Origin of the sequence: Moorena sp. SIO3H5, from assembly GCF_010692395.1 — a bacterium.
GTDB lineage: Bacteria > Cyanobacteriota > Cyanobacteriia > Cyanobacteriales > Coleofasciculaceae > Moorena.
Genome location: NZ_JAAHHS010000008.1, coordinates 1 through 20,877, shown reverse-complemented (window position 1 = coordinate 20,877; position 20,877 = coordinate 1). Strand labels below are relative to the sequence as shown.

At 43.7% G+C, this 20,877-nt stretch carries 16 protein-coding genes and 1 pseudogene; 6 read left to right on the top strand and 11 right to left on the bottom strand.

Annotated elements, in window-relative coordinates; translation table 11 throughout:
• Positions 1-176: 176 nt before the first annotated feature.
• The gene (locus F6K52_RS02140; RefSeq protein ID WP_293073374.1) at positions 177-497 is read right to left on the bottom strand and encodes a hypothetical protein; all 321 of its coding nucleotides are present in this window, start codon (positions 495-497) and stop codon (positions 177-179) included.
• Positions 498-503: 6 nt separating this feature from the next.
• Between F6K52_RS02140 and F6K52_RS02135 the strand changes: the two genes are divergently transcribed.
• Positions 504-836, top strand: a complete 333-nt coding sequence (locus F6K52_RS02135) for a hypothetical protein (RefSeq protein ID WP_293073371.1) — start codon at positions 504-506, stop codon at positions 834-836.
• A gap of 73 nt (positions 837-909) precedes the next feature.
• Here the strand turns inward: F6K52_RS02135 and F6K52_RS02130 are convergent, their stop codons facing one another.
• Both F6K52_RS02130 and F6K52_RS02125 read right to left on the bottom strand, forming a co-directional pair.
• Positions 910-1,614: a hypothetical protein gene (locus tag F6K52_RS02130; protein ID WP_293073368.1), complete on the bottom strand. Its 705-nt coding sequence runs from the start codon at positions 1,612-1,614 to the stop codon at positions 910-912.
• 62 nt (positions 1,615-1,676) lie between these two features.
• On the bottom strand, positions 1,677-5,861 hold the full coding sequence (locus F6K52_RS02125) for a beta-ketoacyl synthase N-terminal-like domain-containing protein (RefSeq protein WP_293073365.1): 4,185 nt from the start codon (positions 5,859-5,861) through the stop codon (positions 1,677-1,679).
• A 790-nt stretch (positions 5,862-6,651) separates the two neighbouring features.
• Between F6K52_RS02125 and F6K52_RS02120 the strand changes: the two genes are divergently transcribed.
• On the top strand, positions 6,652-7,137 hold the full coding sequence (locus tag F6K52_RS02120) for a hypothetical protein (RefSeq protein ID WP_293073362.1): 486 nt from the start codon (positions 6,652-6,654) through the stop codon (positions 7,135-7,137).
• 485 nt (positions 7,138-7,622) lie between these two features.
• Here the strand turns inward: F6K52_RS02120 and F6K52_RS02115 are convergent, their stop codons facing one another.
• Positions 7,623-10,277, bottom strand: a complete 2,655-nt coding sequence (locus F6K52_RS02115; RefSeq protein ID WP_293073359.1) for a COR domain-containing protein — start codon at positions 10,275-10,277, stop codon at positions 7,623-7,625.
• 26 nt (positions 10,278-10,303) lie between these two features.
• Positions 10,304-10,447, bottom strand: a complete 144-nt coding sequence (locus F6K52_RS02110) for a hypothetical protein (RefSeq protein ID WP_293073356.1) — start codon at positions 10,445-10,447, stop codon at positions 10,304-10,306.
• Between the two features lie 161 nt (positions 10,448-10,608).
• On the opposite strand from F6K52_RS02110, the gene F6K52_RS02105 reads away from it, so the two are divergent.
• The gene (locus F6K52_RS02105) at positions 10,609-10,905 is read left to right on the top strand and encodes a UPF0175 family protein (protein WP_293073353.1); all 297 of its coding nucleotides are present in this window, start codon (positions 10,609-10,611) and stop codon (positions 10,903-10,905) included.
• 58 nt (positions 10,906-10,963) lie between these two features.
• On the opposite strand, the gene urtE is transcribed toward F6K52_RS02105, so the two are convergent.
• The 4 genes and pseudogenes from urtE to urtC all read right to left on the bottom strand — a co-directional run bounded on the left by urtE (position 10,964) and on the right by urtC (position 14,657).
• Positions 10,964-11,665, bottom strand: a complete 702-nt coding sequence (gene urtE / locus F6K52_RS02100) for an urea ABC transporter ATP-binding subunit UrtE (RefSeq protein ID WP_293073351.1) — start codon at positions 11,663-11,665, stop codon at positions 10,964-10,966.
• A 624-nt stretch (positions 11,666-12,289) separates the two neighbouring features.
• Positions 12,290-13,027 (bottom strand): annotated as a pseudogene (urtD, locus tag F6K52_RS02095) (urea ABC transporter ATP-binding protein UrtD); the annotation flags it as partial.
• A complete protein-coding gene (locus tag F6K52_RS02090; protein ID WP_293073349.1) occupies positions 13,017-13,226 on the bottom strand; it encodes a hypothetical protein in 210 nt (69 codons plus the stop codon). The pseudogene urtD and the gene F6K52_RS02090, both read right to left, overlap by 11 nt.
• 264 nt (positions 13,227-13,490) lie before the next feature.
• Positions 13,491-14,657, bottom strand: coding sequence for an urea ABC transporter permease subunit UrtC (urtC, locus tag F6K52_RS02085; protein WP_293073347.1), 1,167 nt, complete (start codon positions 14,655-14,657; stop codon positions 13,491-13,493).
• 150 nt (positions 14,658-14,807) lie between these two features.
• Between urtC and F6K52_RS02080 the strand changes: the two genes are divergently transcribed.
• Positions 14,808-14,942 carry a hypothetical protein gene (locus F6K52_RS02080; RefSeq protein WP_293073345.1) on the top strand — a complete coding sequence of 45 codons (135 nt, stop codon included), beginning with the start codon at positions 14,808-14,810 and terminating at the stop codon, positions 14,940-14,942.
• A gap of 136 nt (positions 14,943-15,078) precedes the next feature.
• On the opposite strand, the gene F6K52_RS02075 is transcribed toward F6K52_RS02080, so the two are convergent.
• Entirely contained in the window at positions 15,079-16,248 is a 1,170-nt protein-coding gene (locus F6K52_RS02075; RefSeq protein WP_293073342.1) for a branched-chain amino acid ABC transporter permease, read from the bottom strand.
• Between the two features lie 187 nt (positions 16,249-16,435).
• On the bottom strand, positions 16,436-17,728 hold the full coding sequence (gene urtA, locus F6K52_RS02070) for an urea ABC transporter substrate-binding protein (protein ID WP_293073339.1): 1,293 nt from the start codon (positions 17,726-17,728) through the stop codon (positions 16,436-16,438).
• Between the two features lie 735 nt (positions 17,729-18,463).
• Between urtA and F6K52_RS02065 the strand changes: the two genes are divergently transcribed.
• Together F6K52_RS02065 and F6K52_RS02060 are read left to right on the top strand one after the other, a co-directional pair.
• Entirely contained in the window at positions 18,464-20,041 is a 1,578-nt protein-coding gene (locus tag F6K52_RS02065) for an ATP-binding protein (protein ID WP_293073336.1), read from the top strand.
• 134 nt (positions 20,042-20,175) lie between these two features.
• Positions 20,176-20,877 (top strand): iron uptake porin (locus F6K52_RS02060; protein WP_293073329.1); only part of this gene is annotated, 702 nt, incomplete at its 3' end.

Sequence of the window (20,877 nt, the reverse complement as noted above, 5' to 3'; positions counted from 1 at the left end):
GTAGCTAAAGTAGGGTGGGCAAAGTCATCGCTCTCATTAATCATTATTGGCACCAAACTATCGCAAGCCCACCTTAGCAGTAATCAGTTAAAGTAGGGTGGGCAAAGTCATCGCTCTCATTAATCATTATTGGCACCAAATTGTCGCAAGCCCACCCTACAAGCTAAATCTAAAATCTAATCCTCTTTAATCGCACAAGTGGCTCGTAGGAAATCGAGCGCCTGGTTGGAGTTAACAACAGCGACTAATTCCACATTACCTTCCTCATTAATAATCCAAGCATTAGCTTCCACTATCGGTGCTTTGGTATTAGTTTCTGGTTTACTATCAAATGCTTCCGGTATGGCGCGTACTATGGATAGATCCGATATATCCCGCACATCCGATACAATTTGGCCACCTCGTACCATAGCACTGGGGTCTTGGGGGATGAAATACTTGTCTGCGAAAGCTTTATCTTTTATGCACAGTGCGGTGGTTGTTACAATTATTAACACTATGCCTTGGGAATCGGGAATCTAGAAGGAGATAGGGAGATAGGGAGATGGGGAGATGGGGAGATGGGGAGATGGGGAGATGGGGAGATGGGGAGATGGGGAGATGTTGGTGGAACAGGGATCTTGCCTGTTTCATTTCCAGGCGAACTCTTCCCTGTTCCCTGTTCCCTGTTCCCTGTTCCCTGTTCCCTGTTCCCTGTTCCCTGTTCCCTGTTCCCTGTTCCCTGTTCCCTGTTCCCTGTTCCCTGTTCCCTGTTCCCTATTCCCTGCTCCCTATTCCCTGCTCCCTGCTCCCTGCTCCCTGCTCCCTGCTCCCTGTTCCCTTTGCTATATAGTTAATCCGCAGAAGGGAAACCCTCTGCGGATTATTACCAAACCTATACTCGTGCACAGCCATCAGTGTTTCAGAACTCTAAGCAGCCATTGGTGTTTCAGATACTAGTGTCACCCGTCCTTGGGAATTGTATCCCACCTCTAAGATCAGGGAATTGGGATCATAAAGTTCAGTGATGACGGCTTGTGCTGTCGTTTCCGCATCCAACTCCGGACTGAAGTCAATAGCTCTGCAAAATACCCCTTGCCACTCTAAGTTGAGAGTTTTGGTTAGGCCAAACAGACCACCACCAATCACACCAAAGTCGATTTTTCCTCCTAGTCCAAATTCACCATCTAGATGAGCAGCGGTCAGAAAAGAACTACGCCCGTGATGTGCTGCTTGAGTTAGTGATGTCTTTAAGTGCTTAGCCATCAGAAACACATACTTGAGGATAGCCTTTTCAGCGTTGAGATAGGAGAATCGGTTATTATGGAGCTCTTGAGTGACAGGATGTAGGTGGATAAAGGCTTCAATGGAACCATAAGTCCCTAAAACCAATTGCAATTGCTGTTGCAAGTACTCCTCCCTCAACTCTGTCAGCAATAGACGATTGACTTCTGGGGGTAGGGGTGGCTGTTGGGCGACCAGAGACTGAGGTAAACTGATGACCACTACCTGCCAACCTCGTTGAATTAAGAGTTGCACTAGCCTGCTAGTGGTTAAGGAACCGTCATCGGTCAGTAAACAAGTAGGGCGCTGAGGTTTGGGAAATTCCCAGAAATCAGGAGTTGGTAGTGGCATCAGTTTGACAAGGCGACGTTGAATCGGGTGATTAGGAAGGGCTTGCTGATCTACCGGGTTGGCTAGGCTATTTTTTTTTTAGCCATTGACATTTGGCTTTCCAGGTACTCAACAATCTCACCAAGGGTGCGCTTTTCTGCTAGTGCCTCTGGACTCACTTTAGGCAGTTCAGGGTAGATATCCTGCACTGAACCCATAATTTCCACCCGTTTAATCGAGTCAATCCCTAAATCTGCCTCTAAATCCATCTCTAGTTCCAACATTTCTGGGGGATAACCAGTCTTGTCACTGACGACTTTTAACAAAGACTCGGCCAGAGCAGACTCTGATACAGCAGTGGCTTCAGTGGCTTCAGGTGACGAGACAGTTTCCGTAGTGGTAGGTGTTACAGGAGCCGCTGGAGATGGCACTGTCTCGGGAGTGCGAGCCTGAATATACTCAGAAATTTGACGAACCTTAGGCTGCTGAGGTACTTCTGCTACTACAGGTTGCGGTTGAGGAATAGATACAGGAGTTACTGGCTTGGTTGGCTCAGTGACTGAGGTAGTTTGAAATTGAGCAACCACTGGAGTAGTGGTGGGAGTGGGAGCAGGAGCAGGAGTCGGCTTAGGCAACTGTTGTTGAGGCAACTGTTGAGTGTTGGTAGAGGTAATTGGAGTAAGTTGTTGTTGCTGAACTGGTGCCTTTACTGGCTTCAACTGCACTGACTGTTTGGTTTTGCTAAGGATTAAGTTGCCAGACTGTTGCTGAATCAGTTGTAAAAAGATTTGAGCACACTGTGCCTGACTATTAAGATACTGCTCATGCACTCGCAGAATTTCTGATTGATGGTGACTAAATTGATTCAGTAGTGCTTCTAGACTGTTGCCTACGACAGGCTGAACATTATTACCGTTGGTTTGAGATGTAGTGTGTAACATGTCTTCTGATTCAATAATAGAAACAACAGGATTGAAATTTTGAGTGAAATCTGGAGTGAAATCTGGAGTATCAGTTGGTTCAGCGAAGGAAAGCACTTGGGCTAAATCAGGAGTGTGCTCTGGGGTATCTTGGACAAGACTCGGTGCCGAGGGCGACGGAGTTACATTTTCGCTAACCGTTATCATTTCAGATGGCAGAGATTGAGCCACAGGAGTTGTCTGATCCTCAGTTGCATTGATAGAGGTAATTAGCTCTCTTGTGCCATTTACCTGTGTGTGTGTGTGTCCGTTTCCGTGTGTTTCCACGTCGGTTTGTTCAGATAACAGGTTTGAGAGCAACTTAGAATCAGGTTCAGTGACAATTGATTTAACCTGTGACTTAACCTGGTATCCATCCTGCAAGGCTTGCTCAAAAGCAGCTTTGGTCTTCTCACTGATGTAGTTACTGCCACTTAAGGGCACCTGCATCCGTTTGGTACCTTTGGTTTTGGTAAGGATAGGCTCATGTTGATAAGGATCTAGGTTTTGTAAAGGTAAACCCGCTACCCGTAACTGCATCACTGCTTGCCGCAGTTGCAGATCACTATCTTTTTCCCGACTAGGATTGAGGGGGATAGCGATATGGGGGCGATCGCCTAGGGTATTTTTGACCAAATTGGTGAGGATTCGTCTCGGTCCAATTTCGATAAAGTAATAACCACCATTGGCGTAGATATTTTCTATTTCTTGCTCAAACCTCACTGACTTGAGCATCTGGGTTTCTAGGATTTCTTGAATCGCCTCAGGGTCATGGGGGTAAGGTTCAGTAGTGGTATTGGCATAGACTGAGAGTTTAGGATTGTTGAACGTAACAGACCGCAAGGCTTCAGCAAAAGGTTGACTGGCATAAGAGACAAACGGAGTATGGAATGCGGCTGATACGGGTAATAGGTTAACCGAATAGCCTTGTTTGGTCAGAATTTGTTGTAAGGTGGCAATTTCTGGCTTAGATCCAGATAGCACGACCTGATTCGGAGAATTATAATTGGCTATCTTCAGATAAGACATACCAGAGATGATTCGTTCTACCTTAGCGATATCCCCATTCACCGCTAGCATGGTGCCAGAATCACAATCGTTAACATTCTGGGGAGTACCCATAGCTTGACCCCGAGCTTTAACTAGGTAGAAGTAATCTGCGTCGCTTAATACTCCACCAGCCCAAAGCGCTGTCAGTTCTCCAAAGCTATGTCCTGCCACAAAATCCGGCTTAAACCCAGCTTGTTCCAGGATTTTATACAGACCCACACTGAAAGCACCAATGGCCGGTTGAGCATTTTCAGTACGCTGTAGAACCTCGGTCTGAATTGCCTTTTGATTATTCTCAAACCCAGGGTAAGGGAAAACAACTTGAGAAAGGGGTTTTAAACCATCGTTAATAAACAGGTCATCAAGAGCATTATAGGCATCTTGCACTGGAGGGAAGTTGAGTGCCAGTTTTTTACCCATTTCCAGGTACTGAGAGCCCTGACCAGGAAATAGAGCTACCACTTTGCCTTCAGAAGCAATACCTGTCTGGCGGTAGTAGATGCCACGGGGATGTTCCCAGGATTCTGCTTGCCCTTGTGTTTGCAGCATCTTTATCGTCAGCTTGAGCAAGTTGCAAGCTTCAGTTAACGATGTCGCCACAAACCCCACTCTAGCAGCATCCACAGGAACCACTAAGGATTTACAGGAGTTAATCAGTTCTTGATAGTGCTCCAGAGCAGTCTCTGATTCTAATTGGGCGATGACACCCTCACATCGACTTAACAACTCTTCTGGAGTATTAGCCGACAGTAGAATTGACCCAGGAGTCTTGTGTATACGAAACGGACCAGGTTGTGCTTTGGTATACTCTTCCAGGACGATATGAAAATTAGTACCTCCAAACCCAAACGAACTCACACCCGCCCGTCTGGGGTTATCGCCTTTCCGCAGCCAGGGTTGCACGTCTGTATTGAGGTAAAACGGAGACTCATCAATGTTAAACTTGGGGTTGGGTTGAGTGATATTAATCGTCGGGGGTAGAATCTTCTGATGCAGAGCTAGTGCTGTTTTAATCAGACTCGCAGACCCCGCCGCCGCCTTGGTATGACCAATTTGGGATTTAACACTTCCCAAGGCGATATGTTGTTTATTCGAGTTATTCTCGCTAAACACTTCATTTAATGCGGTAAATTCACAGAAATCACCGGCTGGGGTTCCCGTGCCATGGGCTTCCATCAAGCTAACTGTTGAGGGAGAAAAGCCTGCATCTTTATAGGCTCGACGCAATGCTTTGACTTGCCCTTCTGGACGAGGAGCGTAGATACTCTTGTATCGACCATCACTGGATGTACCAATACCTTTGATGACGGCATAAATGCGATCGCCATCCCGTTCCGCATCCTCCAGCCGTTTAATCACCAACATACCTAAACCTTCACCCACCATCATGCCATCGGAGGATGCATCGAACGGATTCAAATAGTCTTTTTTAGAAAAGGCAGGGGTTTTGGTGAAACACATGTAGTTGAGGATGGAGTTGTCGGTGTCAAACCCTCCCGTCAGCATCATGTCACAGCGACCTTCCAACAGTTCGCTAATCGACATTTTAAGGGCACTCAGGGAGCTAGCACAGGCTGCATCTACGGTACAGTTAGTTCCCCCTAAGTTCAGACGGTTAGTAATTCGTCCTGCAACCACATTGGTTAACATGCCAGGAAACGAGTTTTCTTCCCATGACACATAGGCTAATTTAATTTTCTCAATGATTTTTTGGGTATCCTCATCGGAGAAGCCAGTACTTTTGAGAACCTTTTCCCAAACCGGGTACTGTAAGCGAGTCGTCAGAGGTGTGATGCTTTTCCATAACCCACTGCCACCGAGGATGACTCCAGTCGTTTCCCGGTTAAATTCCCGAGATTTGTCATAGCCCGCATCTGCCAGTGCTGTTTTTGCCATCATCAGACCAAGCAATTGAGCAGAATCAATGGCTTCGAGGGTATCCGGTGGCAGACCAAATTCTAGAGGATCAAACTTGACATCTGGTAGGAATCCACCCCGTTTAGCATAGGTTTTGTCAGGAGTTTTAGGGTCTGGGTCATAATAGTCTTCTACATTCCAGTGGGAACTAGGAACATCAGTAATACAATCAACTTTGCCAAGAATATTTTCCCAATATTCCTGCAAATTTCTAGCGTTAGGAAACAAAGCTGCCATACCGACAATGGCAATCGGGTTTTGTTGCAGTTGAGAATGCCATTTATCTTGGCTTTTAGTAGTATTCTCAGTTGTTTCTAGATCAGGGGAAATGTTTTTATCCACTTCAACGAACTCCACTTAGCTTTATAGTTTTAATGTCAGCTATTATGATCTGAGCGAAATTGGTAATAGGTAATTAGTAATTTAGGAAGTGATTAACTGGATTTGATCTAACATCAATTTAGTCTTGACAACAATCATAATTTGATATATTACTTGTATAAGTTTTTGTACTCATACTGATAAATCCTTTATTGTTAGCTTCTAAAAACTTGTCCGGAGTCAGCTTAAGTTTTATGCCGACCAAAGATTATTTTTACAAAACTTCACAAAACTGACCTAGATCTAGGGGTTAACAAGATTGAGCAAAGCCTTGCCCCACTTGAGCTGAAAGCAATTTCGACCCCTAAGTCTAATCAAGGGGACAGGACTCACTCAGGGTGGATCTTATATATATAAGGAAGAAGGAAAGTGTGGGGAGATGGGGAGATGGCAAAAGGCAAGAGGCAAAAGGCAAGAGGCAAGAGGCAAGAGGCAAGAGTTTACTAAAACAGCTCAGCTGCTGGTATCAATGTCCTAACTTTAATCCGTAGTGCTATAGTCACACAGTGCGTTCGCATTCTCGCTCAATGGTATCGAGAGGCAACAGCGGTAGTATTTTTCTCTGGTCACCATAATCCATGGATCAAAGGTAATGCAAGACCCATTGGTCAGATCTAGCCCAGGACTAAAGTCCTAGAACAATTCAGGTCTATTGCCTCATGTTGTTTCACCCTCCCTGTTTTTAGGATAGAGACATCAAACAGAAATCAGGTTACATCAAACACTTAGAAATAGCTAAAGGGTGAACACCATGAACATCAAGCACTTTTCTCTACTTGCAGGTCTTGCAGCCATTACCCTCACTAGTTTTCCCATGGCAGCTAATGCCCAAAAAATGCATCGATCTTTCTCCAAGCTTAACCTCACTGACCAGCAGGAACAGCAGATTGACAACATCCGTAACAATACATACTCTGAAATTGAAGATATTCTCACTCCCCAGCAACAAGAGCAATTTGAAACTATAAAAACACTACGCGGTCAACTACGAGAGGCAAAAGAGGCTACGAATCTTTCCCAAGAGCAGCGAGAGGAAATCCGCGAAATTAAAAAGTCAGTACGAGAAGAGATGGAAAGTATGAATCTCTCTCAAGAGCAGCGAGGCGAAATCCGGGAGATTAAAAAGTCAGCACGGGAAGAGATGATGGGTATTCTCACCGACGAACAGCGCCAACAAATTCGTCAAGAAATGGGCTCACGTCGAGGTAAGCGTGGATTTAGAAGAGGATCATTCTAGGACTAGATATCTTTAGCGGACAGCTGATGTAGGGTGGGCAGTGCTGAATAGAGATCACCTTAAAAAGTCCGTTACTAGACACTGCCCACCGGACGATTCATCTAGCTGATGTAGGGTGGGCAGTGCTGAATAGAAAACACCTTAAAAAGCCCCTTACTAGACACTGCCCACCGGACGATTCATCTAGCTGATGTAGGGTGGGCAGTGCTGAATAGAGATCACCTTAAAAAGTCCGTTACTAGACACTGCCCACCGGACGATTCATCTAGCTAATGTAGGGTGGGCAGTGCTGAATACAGATCACCTTAAAAAGTCCCTTGCTAGACACTGCCCACTCTACTATTAATCTCTAGCGTTTCTAGGACTCATGAGGTACACAGAATTGTTTGACCATTGCCTCTTCCCTCTTCCCTCTTCCCTGCTCCCTGCTCCCTGCTCCCTGCTCCCTAAAACCCATAAATTTGTACCTCACAAGTCGTAAATTGCTATTGTTGCTCTTGTTGTGTTGCTGGCTCTGGACTAAACCATTCCATTACCTTGTCATTAAGAAGTCCGCTAAACAGCCATGCCCCTAATCCTACAACTAAACTCATCAGAGCAATTGTATTGGAGAGATTCCATTTCTTCTCTGTGGGTGACTCATTGACGGTAACTTTTAAATTCTTGTTGTTAGACTCTTTACCTCCTGCTCCTATTACCGTACTCCCGTCCCCAACCTTGAATTCGTTTTTTTCAGACATAGTTTTACTCCCTGTAGCATCAATATTAATAGTAATAGATCTATCAGCTTTGTTTAGCTGTCGATATATATCTGGTTGTTCATCTTTATTGAACTGATTTAAACCTATCACATCATCAATTAAACGTAATACCTTAACTGTATTATAGGGAGGACTACCACATTCAATGGTATCCTTACCATAACCAATCCGCTCTTTTAATTTATCAAATTGATAAAAATGAGGTTTTTGACTGTTTTTACAACTAGAACAATTACAGGGGATTAACTTACTACACCTCAATCGGTTATAAGAATCATGGATCTGATCTAGTTCGTAAGTAACAGTAGTCAACAAGTCTCGTTTATGTCTACCAGTAACTCTAATTTTAATTTCTCGCTGTTCGTAATATTCAATTACTTCTGCTTTGGTGTTATCTTTGTTTAAGATAACCCCACTTTTCCAGACATATTGCTGCTGGTCAATCCACTTATGAATTACCACAATAAACCGAGTTATAATACCTTTGGGCATGAATTCATAGGTATAGCGGAGAATTAGATTATCAGATTCATCCCAATCATACTCAGGTTGATTTAAAGTTAGTAGTTGTGGCGCGATGTAGCTATCTTTCCTCCCAGGGATTGGATAGCAAAGTTGAAACTTGATCATCAATTGTAGCAGTTCAGCGTGCATATAAGCATAGTTTTCTTCAGACCAAATTTTTTCTAAATCAGCGCGGTTAAAGCAACCTAGATTGCGAATAACGTCATCGTTATCCAGCACTTTATATACAGCATAAGTACCCCATTCCGGTTTGAGAATCACCGTTTTCTTTAATAGAGGGTCATCTTGAAAATGCAAACACACTCCCAGATCGTGTAGGTACCCGCTTAACTGTAATTTATCGTCGTATAAAGTAAACCCATTGTTTGAACAGATCGTTAGATATTCATCCAGACTGATGTGATTACGGCTATCTTCTTCTAAAGCGTCTCTGACTTGTTTCCATGTTCTAGGTAAAGCTGCTTTTTTGATGTGGGGGAGGTTGCTAATATAAAATTTAATTTTGGGAATAATATCCTCTAAACATCGCTTAGTAGCTAGGTTTGTTGCTAGGGTTTCTTTCAAATTGGTAAACTGTCCCCGTAAGGCGCGCTCGTTTATTTCTCTATGACGATCTTGTTTCTCATTCTTGATAATTAAAAGAGGACTGTTGTCGCTTAATAGTTCTACTATATTAAGCCAGTAGTAGAAGTCTGTGTCTTCTTTCCTTGTATCTGCTACTAGGGTGTAAAGGGAACGTTTGGTCAGGAAGAATTGATGGGTGGCGTGATAAATTTCTTGTCCCCCAAAGTCCCAGATATTAACCCGAAAGTCTCGACCGTTATCCAGTGGAAATTCCCATTGGATAATGTCAATTCCTTCTGTAGATTCTTCGTTTTTATGTAGTTTATAGTCTGGGTTTTCTATCTTTTTGGCTAGTGTTGTTTTTCCAGCACCTGCTTCACCGACAATCAGGAGTTTTGCTTCATAGATATAATCTTTTCCTTCTTTCAGTTGTCGGAAATAAGCTCTGATTGCTTCAATACCATTTTCTGCAATTTCTATTGGTGGAGTTTCAAGGGGATTTCCCCTTAAATCAAGCTTGGTTAAGTTGGTAAGCTTGGTGAGGTATTCTGGGACTGTTGTTAAGTTATTTTCCCTTAAATCAAGCAGGGTTAAGTTGGTAAGCTTTCCGATGGATTCTGGGACTGTTGTTAATTGATTTCCGCTTAAATCAAGCTTGGTTAAGTTAGTAAGCTTTCCGATGGATTCTGGAACTGTTGTTAATTGATTTTCCCTTAAATTAAGCTTGGTTAAGTTGGTAAGCTTTCCGATGGATTCTGGAACTGTTGTTAATTGATTTTCCCTTAAATTAAGCTCGGTTAAGTTAGTAAGTTTTCCAATGGATTCTGGGACTGTTGTTAATTGATTTTCGCCCAAAATAAGCTCAGTTAAATTGGTAATATTGGTGAGGGATTCTGGGACTGCTGTTAATTGATTTTTGTATAAATTAAGCTTGGTTAAATTGGTAATATTAGTGAGATATGTTGGGACTGTTGTTAATTGATTTTTGTATAAATTAAGCTCGGTTAATTTAGTTAGTTTTCCGATTGATTCTGGGAATGTTGTTAATTTATTCAAGCTTAAATTAAGCTGGGTTAAATTTGGTATTTTGGTGAAAAAATCTGGGATTGTTGTTAATTTATTTCCGCTTAAAATCAATACTTTTAACTGTGATAAATTAAAAACTTCAGTTGGAATTTTAGTTAACTGGTCACCATCGTCACCAAAAATAGAACCGCTTAAATCTAACTGTTTAAGCTGCTGCTCTTTTGCTTCTTTTATTCTCTTAACAAAACGTTCTGGTACAGCCATTTTTATTCAATTATAGCGGTTTTAAATTAGGTGAGGTACATTTTTTTAGGGAGTAGGGAGTAGGGAGCAGGGAGCAGGGAGCAGGGAGCAGGGAGCAGGTAAAAGGCAAGAGGCAAGAGGCAAGAGGCAAGAGGCAAGAGGCAAGAGGGAAAAAAACCTGTGTACCTCATTAAACTAAAAACTGCTATACTTATCAAGTTCGTAGGCTGCGTTAGGGACGGGGGAGCCATGATTGTAGTGTTAGGATAATCCCTCCCGTAACGCACCATCTGGTCAAACGGCAAAAATGAGATGCACCCTTTCAATAATAGCAAATTTTAGCACATAACTAATGTCAGAAGTCACAATTAACTTACCTGAAGAGGTTTTTAGTGCCCGTCGCCTTCCCCCAGAAGAATTTGTGCAGGAAATGCGGCTTGCTGCTGCTATCTACTGGTATCAAAAGCGAGAAATCTCGATGGAAAAAGCAGCCTCCGTCGCTGGGTTAAACCGTAGGGACTTTCTTGCCGCCCTATCCCGGGAACAAATTGATGTCTTTGCTGTTGACTTTGACGATCTAGAGCGCGAGATGAACATCAGCTTTCAGCCGTCAGCTGTCAGCCGTCAGCTTAAAATAAACCTTCCGTAGCGTGCGCGTAGCGCATTAGCTGATAGCTGATACCTGATAGCTGAATGCTTACGCCGATTCAAACCGCTAAGAATTGCTGAATCACATCCTGACTCAGTTCACTAGTCGCCCCTGATGCCACAATTCCACCCTTCTGCATGGCATAGTAGCGGTCAGCTTGTCGGACAAAATGTAGATGCTGCTCGACTAAGAGCACAGAAATCCCAGTAGTTTTAATAATCCGGCGCACAGCCGCTTCAATTTCCAAAATAATCGACGGTTGAATCCCTTCCGTGGGTTCGTCTAACACTAATAACTGAGGACGTCCCATTAATGCCCGTGCGATCGCTAATTGTTGCTGTTGTCCACCACTCAAGTCACCACCCATCCGGGACAACATTGATTTTAAGACCGGAAACAGCTCAAAGATAGTGTCTAGGATGTCGTCTTCAGCCTTTCTACCCCCTCGACGTGCTTCTAAACCCAGCAACAAATTCTCTTTCACCGTTACCCGAGGGATAATCTCCCTCCCCTGGGGAACATAGCCAATCCCTAATCTGGCTCGTTTATCGGTAGATAGTTTGCTAAGCGGTTGACCAGCAAAGGTAATAGTGCCAGTGCGGGGTTTCAGTAATCCCATAATCGTTTTTAGTAGAGTAGTTTTACCCACACCATTCCGTCCAATCAGGCAAACCATTTGTCCTGCTGGTACATTCAAATCTACATTTCTGAGAATATGGCTTTCACCGTAGTAGACATTTAAATTAGAAATTTGCAACATAAGAGTTTTTTAGAATTTAGAATTTAGAATTGGGAATTTAGAATTTAGAATTGGGAATCGGGAATCGGGAATCGGGAATCGGGAATCGGGAATCGCAAAAATCCCGATATATTGCATTAACTCTTGCCTATTGCCTTCCCCTCCTGGGAGGGGTTAGGGGTGGGTTCCTCTTGCCTATTGCCTATTGCCTATTGCCTTAAATGCCATAACACTTCACCCTTCACACTATCAATTTCCTACTTCTGCTTCCAAGCTTTTTACCACTTCTGCTGGCAGATCCAACAGCTTCACTAAGTTTCGGTAAGCCGCTGCTTCAGCATCGTTAATCTTTGGTTCGGTAGGTGTACGGGAACTTGATTTAATCACTTCATAAGCCAGCTTTACGATTAGTTTTCGTTCTTCAATACTTTCTATTTCAGTAGTCAACTCATCGATGGAAACATTAAGTGCTAAATAATTCTGTAACTCTTGTTGTAATTCTTGCTGTTGTTCGGCATCTGTCGCAAACACTTGGCTAAAGCGAGATATCATCACATCAATTTCTTCTGGTGCCAGATCACCATCAGACCAAGCCATAGCAGACACAATCCGTAGCATTTTCATTTGCTCTGCTGTAATCGATGGCTTTTCTCCTAAATACACTTCAATCACCCTGGGGTCATTTTGGACTTGATCCATTGTGCCTTCACACAACACTGACCCCTGATGTAACACGGTTACTTGACGAGCAATCTGGCGCACGAATTCCATATCGTGTTCAATCACAATAATGGAATGACTCTTGGCTAGAGCTAACAGCAAATCTCCGACATTTTCTGTCTCTTCATCGGTTAAACCAGCAACGGGTTCATCTACTAGTAATAAATCCGGAGCCTGAGCCACTAACATCCCAATCTCTAACCGCTGTTTTTCGCCATGGGAGAGTAACTCGGCCAGTAAATTCGCTTTTTCCACTAACCCAATGGTTTGCAGCAAACCCGCTACTGTCCGTTTTTCCCCCGGTAATGTACGTCCAAACAGGGTAGAAAACACATTTTTATCACGATTGCAGGCTAAATCTAAATTTTCCCGAACAGTTAGATTTAGGTAGACTCGTGGTGTCTGAAATTTTCGACCAATCCCGAAGCGAGAGATTTGGTGTTCAGATAAGCCTCGCAAATCCCTTCCTTTAAACAACACCCGTCCCTCCGTGGGCTGTACTTTCCCAGTCACTACATCCAGAAACGTAGTTTTACCAGCACCATTAGGACCAATCATCACTCGCAATTCCCCAGCATCCATACTAAAGTTAAACTGGTTAATTGCTTTGAAGCCGTCAAAACTTACAGTTAAGTTATCAATTTCAAGAATTTTAGAGTTCATTGTTTTTAGGGAATAGGGAGTAGGGAGTAGGGAGTAGGGAATCGGGAATCGGGAATCGGGAATCGGGAATTGGGAATCGGGAATCGGGAATCGGGAATCGGGAATCGGGAATCGGGAATCGGGAATCGGGAATTGGGAATTGGGAATCGGGAATCGGGAATCGGGAAAAAATCCTGTGTACATCATTGTCTTGATGCAATCGCGAATGAGGGAAATAACTAATGAATAATAACTAAGCTGTTGTCCATTTAAATTGGATATTATTCAGTTATGTAGCGTTTATAGGATTTATGAGGTACGCTTATCAACCTCAAAGTCCCCCTTGATAAGGGGGATTTAGGGGGATCCCTTTGTACCTCATGGCATAGAGAATTGCTAGAAAACAAACCCTATCCCCCTGCTCCCTGCTCCCTACTCCCTGCTCCCTTGTTCTCATAACCATGCAATGGAAATCAAGACCAGCTTAACGACCAACCTCTTCTTTTTCCCGTTGGACTACTGGGTCTTTTTCTAGGCTGGGGTAAGTTGTTATCACTGGTTTTTCGGCACCAAAAAGCGATCGCATTTGTTCAATGCCCTCGTCTCGCAACCAGCCGACAATACCATTAGGCAGTACTGTCACTACAATTAGGAACAGCGCGCCCTGGAAAAATAGCCAAACTTCGGGAAATTGCTCACTCAACAAGGTTTGAGCTAGTCTGACTAATAAAGTACCCAGAATTGCTCCGGCTAGAGTTCCTCGTCCTCCCACAGCCACCCAAATCACCATCTCAATGGAAAACGCTACTTCCATATAGCTGGGGGTAACAATCCCTGATTGTACCGTATAAAGCGCCCCAGCCACTCCAGCGATTCCCCCAGAAACCGCAAATACCAAGACTTTGAATCCAGTAGGATCGTAGCCAGAGAAACGCACCCGATTCTCATCATCCCGTATGGCAATTAACAACCGACCAAAGCGTCCACTGGTTAACCAACGGGACAATAAGTAGATCACAACCACACACAGGATACTAATTTCATAGAAAGCTAACTGAGCTTGTTTGGAACTTACTAACATCCCAAACAGGGTTTCGGTATCAGTTTTTAACCCGTTAGTACCATTAATTAGCTTTTGCTGTCCATTGAAAAAATTGAATAAAACCAGCAGTGCGGCTTGGGTCAAAATCGAAAAATAAACCCCTTTAATCCGGTTACGAAATACCAGATAACCCAGCAATCCTGCCACGATACTGGGAATTAAAACAATAGCAATTAGGGTAAAAGGAAACGAATAAAATGGCTGCCAGAAAAATGGCAGTTCTTTTACACCATAAAGGGTGAAGAATTCCGGTATTTCTCCTTCTGGTAATTGCAGTTTGAGGTGCATAGCAAAGGCATAGCCCCCCAACGCAAAAAATATACCATGTCCTAGACTCAGCAGTCCGGTATACCCCCAAATCAGGTCAATCCCAATCGCGACAATAGATAATGACAAAAAACGCCCCAACAGCTTGAGGCGAAAATCCGGCAATATCACTGGCATTAATAACGCGAAAACTAGAGCAATTCCTACGATTGCTACTATTTCTATAATTAACTTTCGTCGCCGCTGCTTTTTAATAGCTTTTGTTCTAGATACATAGGTCATAATTTCTGAAAATAGCAACTATAGCAGTTCTCAATTTGGTGAGGTATGTTAGCAAAGGGAGTAGGGAGTAGGGAGTAGGGAGCAGGGAGCAGGCATTAGGTATTAGGTATTAGGTATTAGGTATTAGGTATTAGGTATTAGGGAGTAGCGATGCAGCGCGGTCTTGGGGGTTTCCCCCATGAGCGACTGCATCAAGACGGGAGTAGAGAATTCAGAACAGGGAACAGGAATAAAAATCTCATTACTATTAGAAACACTATAATAGCGTTTATATTTGAGATGTAAACCTGTATGGTTTTTTTATTGGACAATAAACTCCAGATCTATTTCCCCTCCTGGGAGGGGTTAGGGGTGGGTTACTCTTGCCTCTTGCCTCTTGCCTCTTGCCTTTGATAATATGTTCACAACCCAAATACAAAACCTATAATTCTGCCGTGCGTCCTTTTTGTGGGAATATGCCTGAAGGTCTCACTTGTAAAAAAGTAATAATTAAAGCGAAGACCATAACTTTTGCCATACTGGTGGTCGCAAAGAAGGTAAAGAAGTCCGTTACCGGTTTAAGGAACTCCACTGGCATCAACATAAAGGCTATGCTTCCCGAACCAATCAGATAGGTAAGTGTACCAATTGCTAGGGCAGCTATTATGCTTCCGAATAAGTTTCCGACACCGCCAACCACCACTACCATAAAGGTATCGACGATATAATTTTGACCAGTATTGGGACCGACAGAACCTAGTAATGTAATCGCACAACCTGCTACACCAGCTAAACCAGAACCTAGGGCAAATGTTAAGGCATCTACCTTTTGTGTTGGGATACCTAAGCAAGCACTCATACTGCGATTTTGGGTGACAGCTCTAATCCGTAATCCCCAACTGGAACGATTTAAGAACCAGTAGGTACCCAATAGACAAATAATCGTCAAAATAATGATAAAGATCCGGGCATAGGGCAATTGGAAGTTACCAATCGGAAACCCCCCTTGAAGCCATGCCGGTGCAGTCACGTCTACATTTCTGGCACTAAACCAAGGTCGAGTAATTCCCCGTTGACCGGTTTGTCCTAACAACACCCCGGTTACGATCGCAATTCCTAGAGATAAGAATACCATCAAAGCGATCGCCCAATTGCGAATTCTCGGCCAATCTAAACGACGGCTTATCACCCACCTTGACCCAAAAAACAGCAGGCAAAATACCGCAATGCCAATCACCAATACCCAATTTACGCTGCGGACAAACTGCCGCAATATCAAACTTACCCCCCAAGTAGCGAGAAGGGTTTCCAACGGTCGCCCATATAGATAACGAATGACCCCCTTCTCCAATACCAGTCCTACCAACGCTGCCACCAGAAAAGCCATGGGCAGGGCAAATAAGATATAGACATTAAACAACGAATCGCCCAAAAAGGCTTTAAAGGTATTTTGGACAACATAGGTTGTATAAGCGCCCAACATCATTAACTCGCCGTGAGCAAGATTAATCACCCCCATCAGTCCAAAGACAACAGCTAGTCCTAGGGCAGCAATCAGTAGCACGGAGCCAATACTAATCCCGTTAAAAATTCCTTCTAGAAGTGGCAGCACAATTTAATAATTAACTCTGAATTATGAAGGATAAATTATGAATTATTTAGGATGAATTATGAATGGTTAAAACTACTTAATTTTTCTGTTTTTGAAGTTTACATTAAGCACTCAACACTCAACTAACAAAACTCAATTTTAAATGCTAAGTAGTTTACTTCATAGGTCATAATTCATCCTTGATAACTTATGCTTTCTCCTTTTTGTACTTTCCTCCCTTATTGGGATCGCTCCAGTCGCACCCATACCCTTTAGTTTCCGCTACATATTGATTCCAGGGGATGGGAGCAACAGGTTTAGGAGTGGATGAGACAATTTTGAACTGACCATCGGCTTGGATTTCACCAATGCGCACTGTCTTGGAAATGTGATGATTCGGATACATCTCTACTGGTCCTTCTGGTGCGCCAAATTTTTGACCGATAGCAGCTTTGCGCACAGGCTCTAGGTCAGTAGTTCCAGCTTGCTCTACCGCCTGCTTCCATAGGTAAACCATAATGTAAGCGGCTTCCATGGGGTCGTTAGTTACCCGGTCTTCGCCATACTCGGCTTTGAAGGCTTCCACAAACTGCTTATTGTCAAGGCTATCGACGGATTGGAAGTAGTTCCAGGCGGCGTACTGACCAATTAGAAATTCTGGACCAATCTGTCGGACTTCCTCTTCTGCAATACTCACCGACATAGTGGGATATTTATCTGGAGTAAGTCCAGCACCTTTGAGTTGTTTGAAGAAGGCGACGTTACTATCCCCATTGAGACTGTTGAAGATCACCCCACCATCTGGTAGTGCAGCTTTAATCTTAGAAATGATCGGGGTAACTTCTGTATTACCAAGGGGAAGGTAATCCTCGCCCACGGTCTCTCCACCCAGGGCTTTGAGTTGCTCCTTAATAATCGTGTTAGCGGTGCGAGGGAAAACATAGTCCGAGCCCACTAAGAAAAACTTTTTGCCCTTGTTTTTCAGCAACCACTCTACTGCTGGCTCAATCTGCTGATTTGGTGCAGCACCTGTGTAGAAAATATTCTTGGAACATTCCTGCCCTTCGTATTGCACAGGATACCACAGCATATGGTCTTTGGATTCAAACACTGGTAGCACAGCCTTACGGCTAGCGGATGTCCAGCAACCAAAAATAGTAGCGACTTGATCCTTATCAATCAGTTTGGCAGCTTTCTCAGCAAAGGTTGGCCAGTCAGACGCACCATCTTCAACAATAGGCTCAATTTTCTTGCCTAATACTCCCCCAGCTTCATTAATCTCCTTAATGGCAAGCTTTTCAGCTTCCACCACAGTAGTCTCACTAATTGCCATGGTGCCGGTCAGGGAGTGGAGAATACCCACTTTGATCGTGTCTTCCCCACCACTAGCACCTGAAGTAGCCGAGGTTTCACCATCAGCGCAAGCCTTCAACAGAAGACTGGTTCCCAATGCCGCCGAGCTATAAAGCAGAAATTTACGTCGTCCTAATCCACTTACCATACTTTCGTACCATCCTCTACCGAATTTATTTGTAGCCTCATTGAAAAAATTGCGAAGCTAGGGTGTGATATTAGACCTACGATTGCAAGTAAACTGTTAATTAGGATACAAAAAACCTAAACTTTCGATCAGTTCATGAAAAATTGACATTTTTTAACATTTTTTTTGATCAGATATACCCATGGTGAGCATTAATTATTCACATTCTGTTAATGAACTCTTTACAGTCTGGATAAGCAAAACCTCCCTTACAAAAGCAAGAGAGAGCAATCGAAGCCAGGATCTGTTACTATGGTTAAATAACCTCGAAAAAAGCATAGTTTTGCCTAAAAATAGCATGTTAAAGTCATTAGGCATCACCTATTCATGTTTTATTAATCAACTTATACACTTATGGTTGTCTTGTAGGCTGTTGTCTTGTAACTCAGTGTACAGATTGACCATTAGGTGCGCTTTCCGTGATGGCGAACGCGCCCCGCGTGACCTACGGTCAAGGGATTGCTCACCATCACCGGTCGCACCTAAAGTTGATGTATTAATAAACACGCTTCGACTAATCGGCTAACATTTGGCGAGATTTAAGCTTTGTCAGGGGAGAATTTCCAAGGATTTCACACTGGATGTCACACTAACTCACGGGCATCCAGAATCAGGAGGATCAATCAATTCCTAGCCAGTGCAAGCATTAGGCAGAAAGTTTTTGTTGGCTATGCACTCTCCATTAGTTTGGCAATTTTGGGAACAACCACTGGATTAGGGATTGGCCAGCATTATCAAAAGGCAGCACTAGCTGAACTCACTGGTGCCCAAAAACAAGAAAATCTCCTGAAAAATTTACAAATCGCGATTTTAGACCTACCTTCCTATCCCTACTTAGGTGGGGTTGCTGTTCCTTTGGAAGACCTACAGCTGGTTCAAGACAAAATTGACCAAGCTCAGCAACTGCTGTTGGAAGCGGAAGGGTTTGTCACAGAGTTTGAGACCTGTTCTCATACGAATACCGATCAGTTACTGGATTTACTGAAGACCAATACCATCATTATTGATTCCTACAAGACTCTGATTCAATCCCTGTTGTCGGAAATCGAGTCTGGAAACTTACCCTTAGATGCGCTTAAACTTGCCCAAAAGCAACTGTTGGAACAGAACAATCCTGAATTAACCACTGCCCTAGAAAGCTTTTTTGAGAAGTCAGACCAGCTGATTACAGCAGCTCAAGTCAAACAGACGGAAGCCTTGAGCGCCCTTAAGCGTGCTGAGCAGTGCTGCAATGGGATCATCTACAGCAGTATGATCGCCTCAGTTGCGATCGCAATCCTATTAGCTATTCATACCAGTAATGCGATCGCACAGCGAATCAAAAGCCTGACTGAGATCACCGAACAGGTCAAACAGGAGTCTAACTTTACCCTACAAGCACCAGTAACGACCCAAGATGAAGTAGGTGTCTTAGCCACTTCTCTCAATCAGCTGATTCACGGTATGGCTGACTACACCCAGGAACTCCAGCAAACGGAAATCCAGCTGATTCAAAACGAAAAAATGTCCAGTTTGGGTACTATGGTTGCTGGTATTGCCCATGAAATGAACAATCCCATAAACTTTATCTACGGCAATCTGTTCTTTGCCAGTGATTATATTGAGGATTTACTCTCTCTGGTCGAACTCTATCAGCAGTATTATCCCAACCCTGACCCAGAGATTCAAAATCAGCTCGAAGAGATTGATCTGGAATTTTTGGCCCAAGACTTGCCTAAAATCATCGCTTCCATGAAAGGGGGAGCTGAGCGCATTCGTGAAATTGTGCTTTCGATGAGGAATTTTTCCCGATTGGATGAAGCCAAGATCAAACCGGTTAACATCCATGAAGGAATTGACAATACCCTGGTTCTGTTCAGCAACCGCCTCAATCCAGGGATTGAGGTGATCAAGCAGTATGGGGATTTACCTTTGGTGGATTGCTACCCAGCTCAACTGAATCAGGTATTTATGAATATCTTGGAAAATGCCCTTGATGCCATAGAACACAAGAGTGTCGAATCTTGCCCATTCTCAGTCTTCACCATTCGGATTCAAACCGAGCTAGTTGACCAAAACTGGGTAGTTATTCGAATCGCTGACAATGGCCCTGGGATTCCCGCAGCAATTAAAGACCAGATATTTGACCCATTTTTCACTACCAAAGAGCCAGGTAAGGGCACTGGCTTGGGACTCGCCATTAGCTACCAAATTATTACCCAGCATCGAGGGAAAATTGAGGTGGCTTCAGAACCTGGTAAGGGAGCCGAGTTTGTAATTAGTTTGCCAATATAGTTGTGCCTAGGTGCTGACAGCATACTGTCAACAGTCAACTCTATAAGTAATATTTTGTATCAATGACTACAAACATTGGGGCAGAGCTTTGTTACTTTCATCCATTAGACTGATGACAGGTGTGAGTGAGAACAATGAATAAACAATTACGCACGATGTTGCTGATGAGTCCATTGATGTTGGTATCCCAATGGGCAGCATCTGAGGTAGCGATCGCACAAGAGGTTTCAGAAATCATTGATTCAGTAAACCGGTCGCAAATGCCTGCACAATCCAAGCAGGTGTCGGTTGATAAACTGATCAAACAGAGTAAACAAGACTCAGCTTCTATGGGTCAAGTCACCAGTGTTTCCCAACTGCGTGATGTCTCTCCTGGAGACTGGGCTTATGAAGCACTACGCAGTTTGGTAGAGCGCTACGGTTGTATTGCAGGATATCCCAATCGCACGTTTCGGGGGAATCGCGCCACAACCCGGTATGAATTTGCCGCTGGTTTAAATGCTTGCTTGAACCAAATTGAGCGTTTAATTGCTGCGTCTACCGCAGACTTTATCACTCGTGAAGACTTAGAAACCCTGCAAAGGCTGATTCAGGAGTTTGAATCAGAATTGGCTACTCTCGGTGCACGAGTCGATAACTTAGAAGGACGGGTGGCATTTTTAGAAGACCATCAGTTTTCTACCACCACCAAGCTAGAAGGGGAAGTGGTCTTCTCCATTGCCAACGCCTTTGGTGAAGACAGTGACAACCAAGTCGTGTTCCAAGACCGGGTACGTTTAGCGTTTGTCTCCAGCTTTACCGGTAAAGATGCCCTCTACACCCGTCTGGATGCCGGA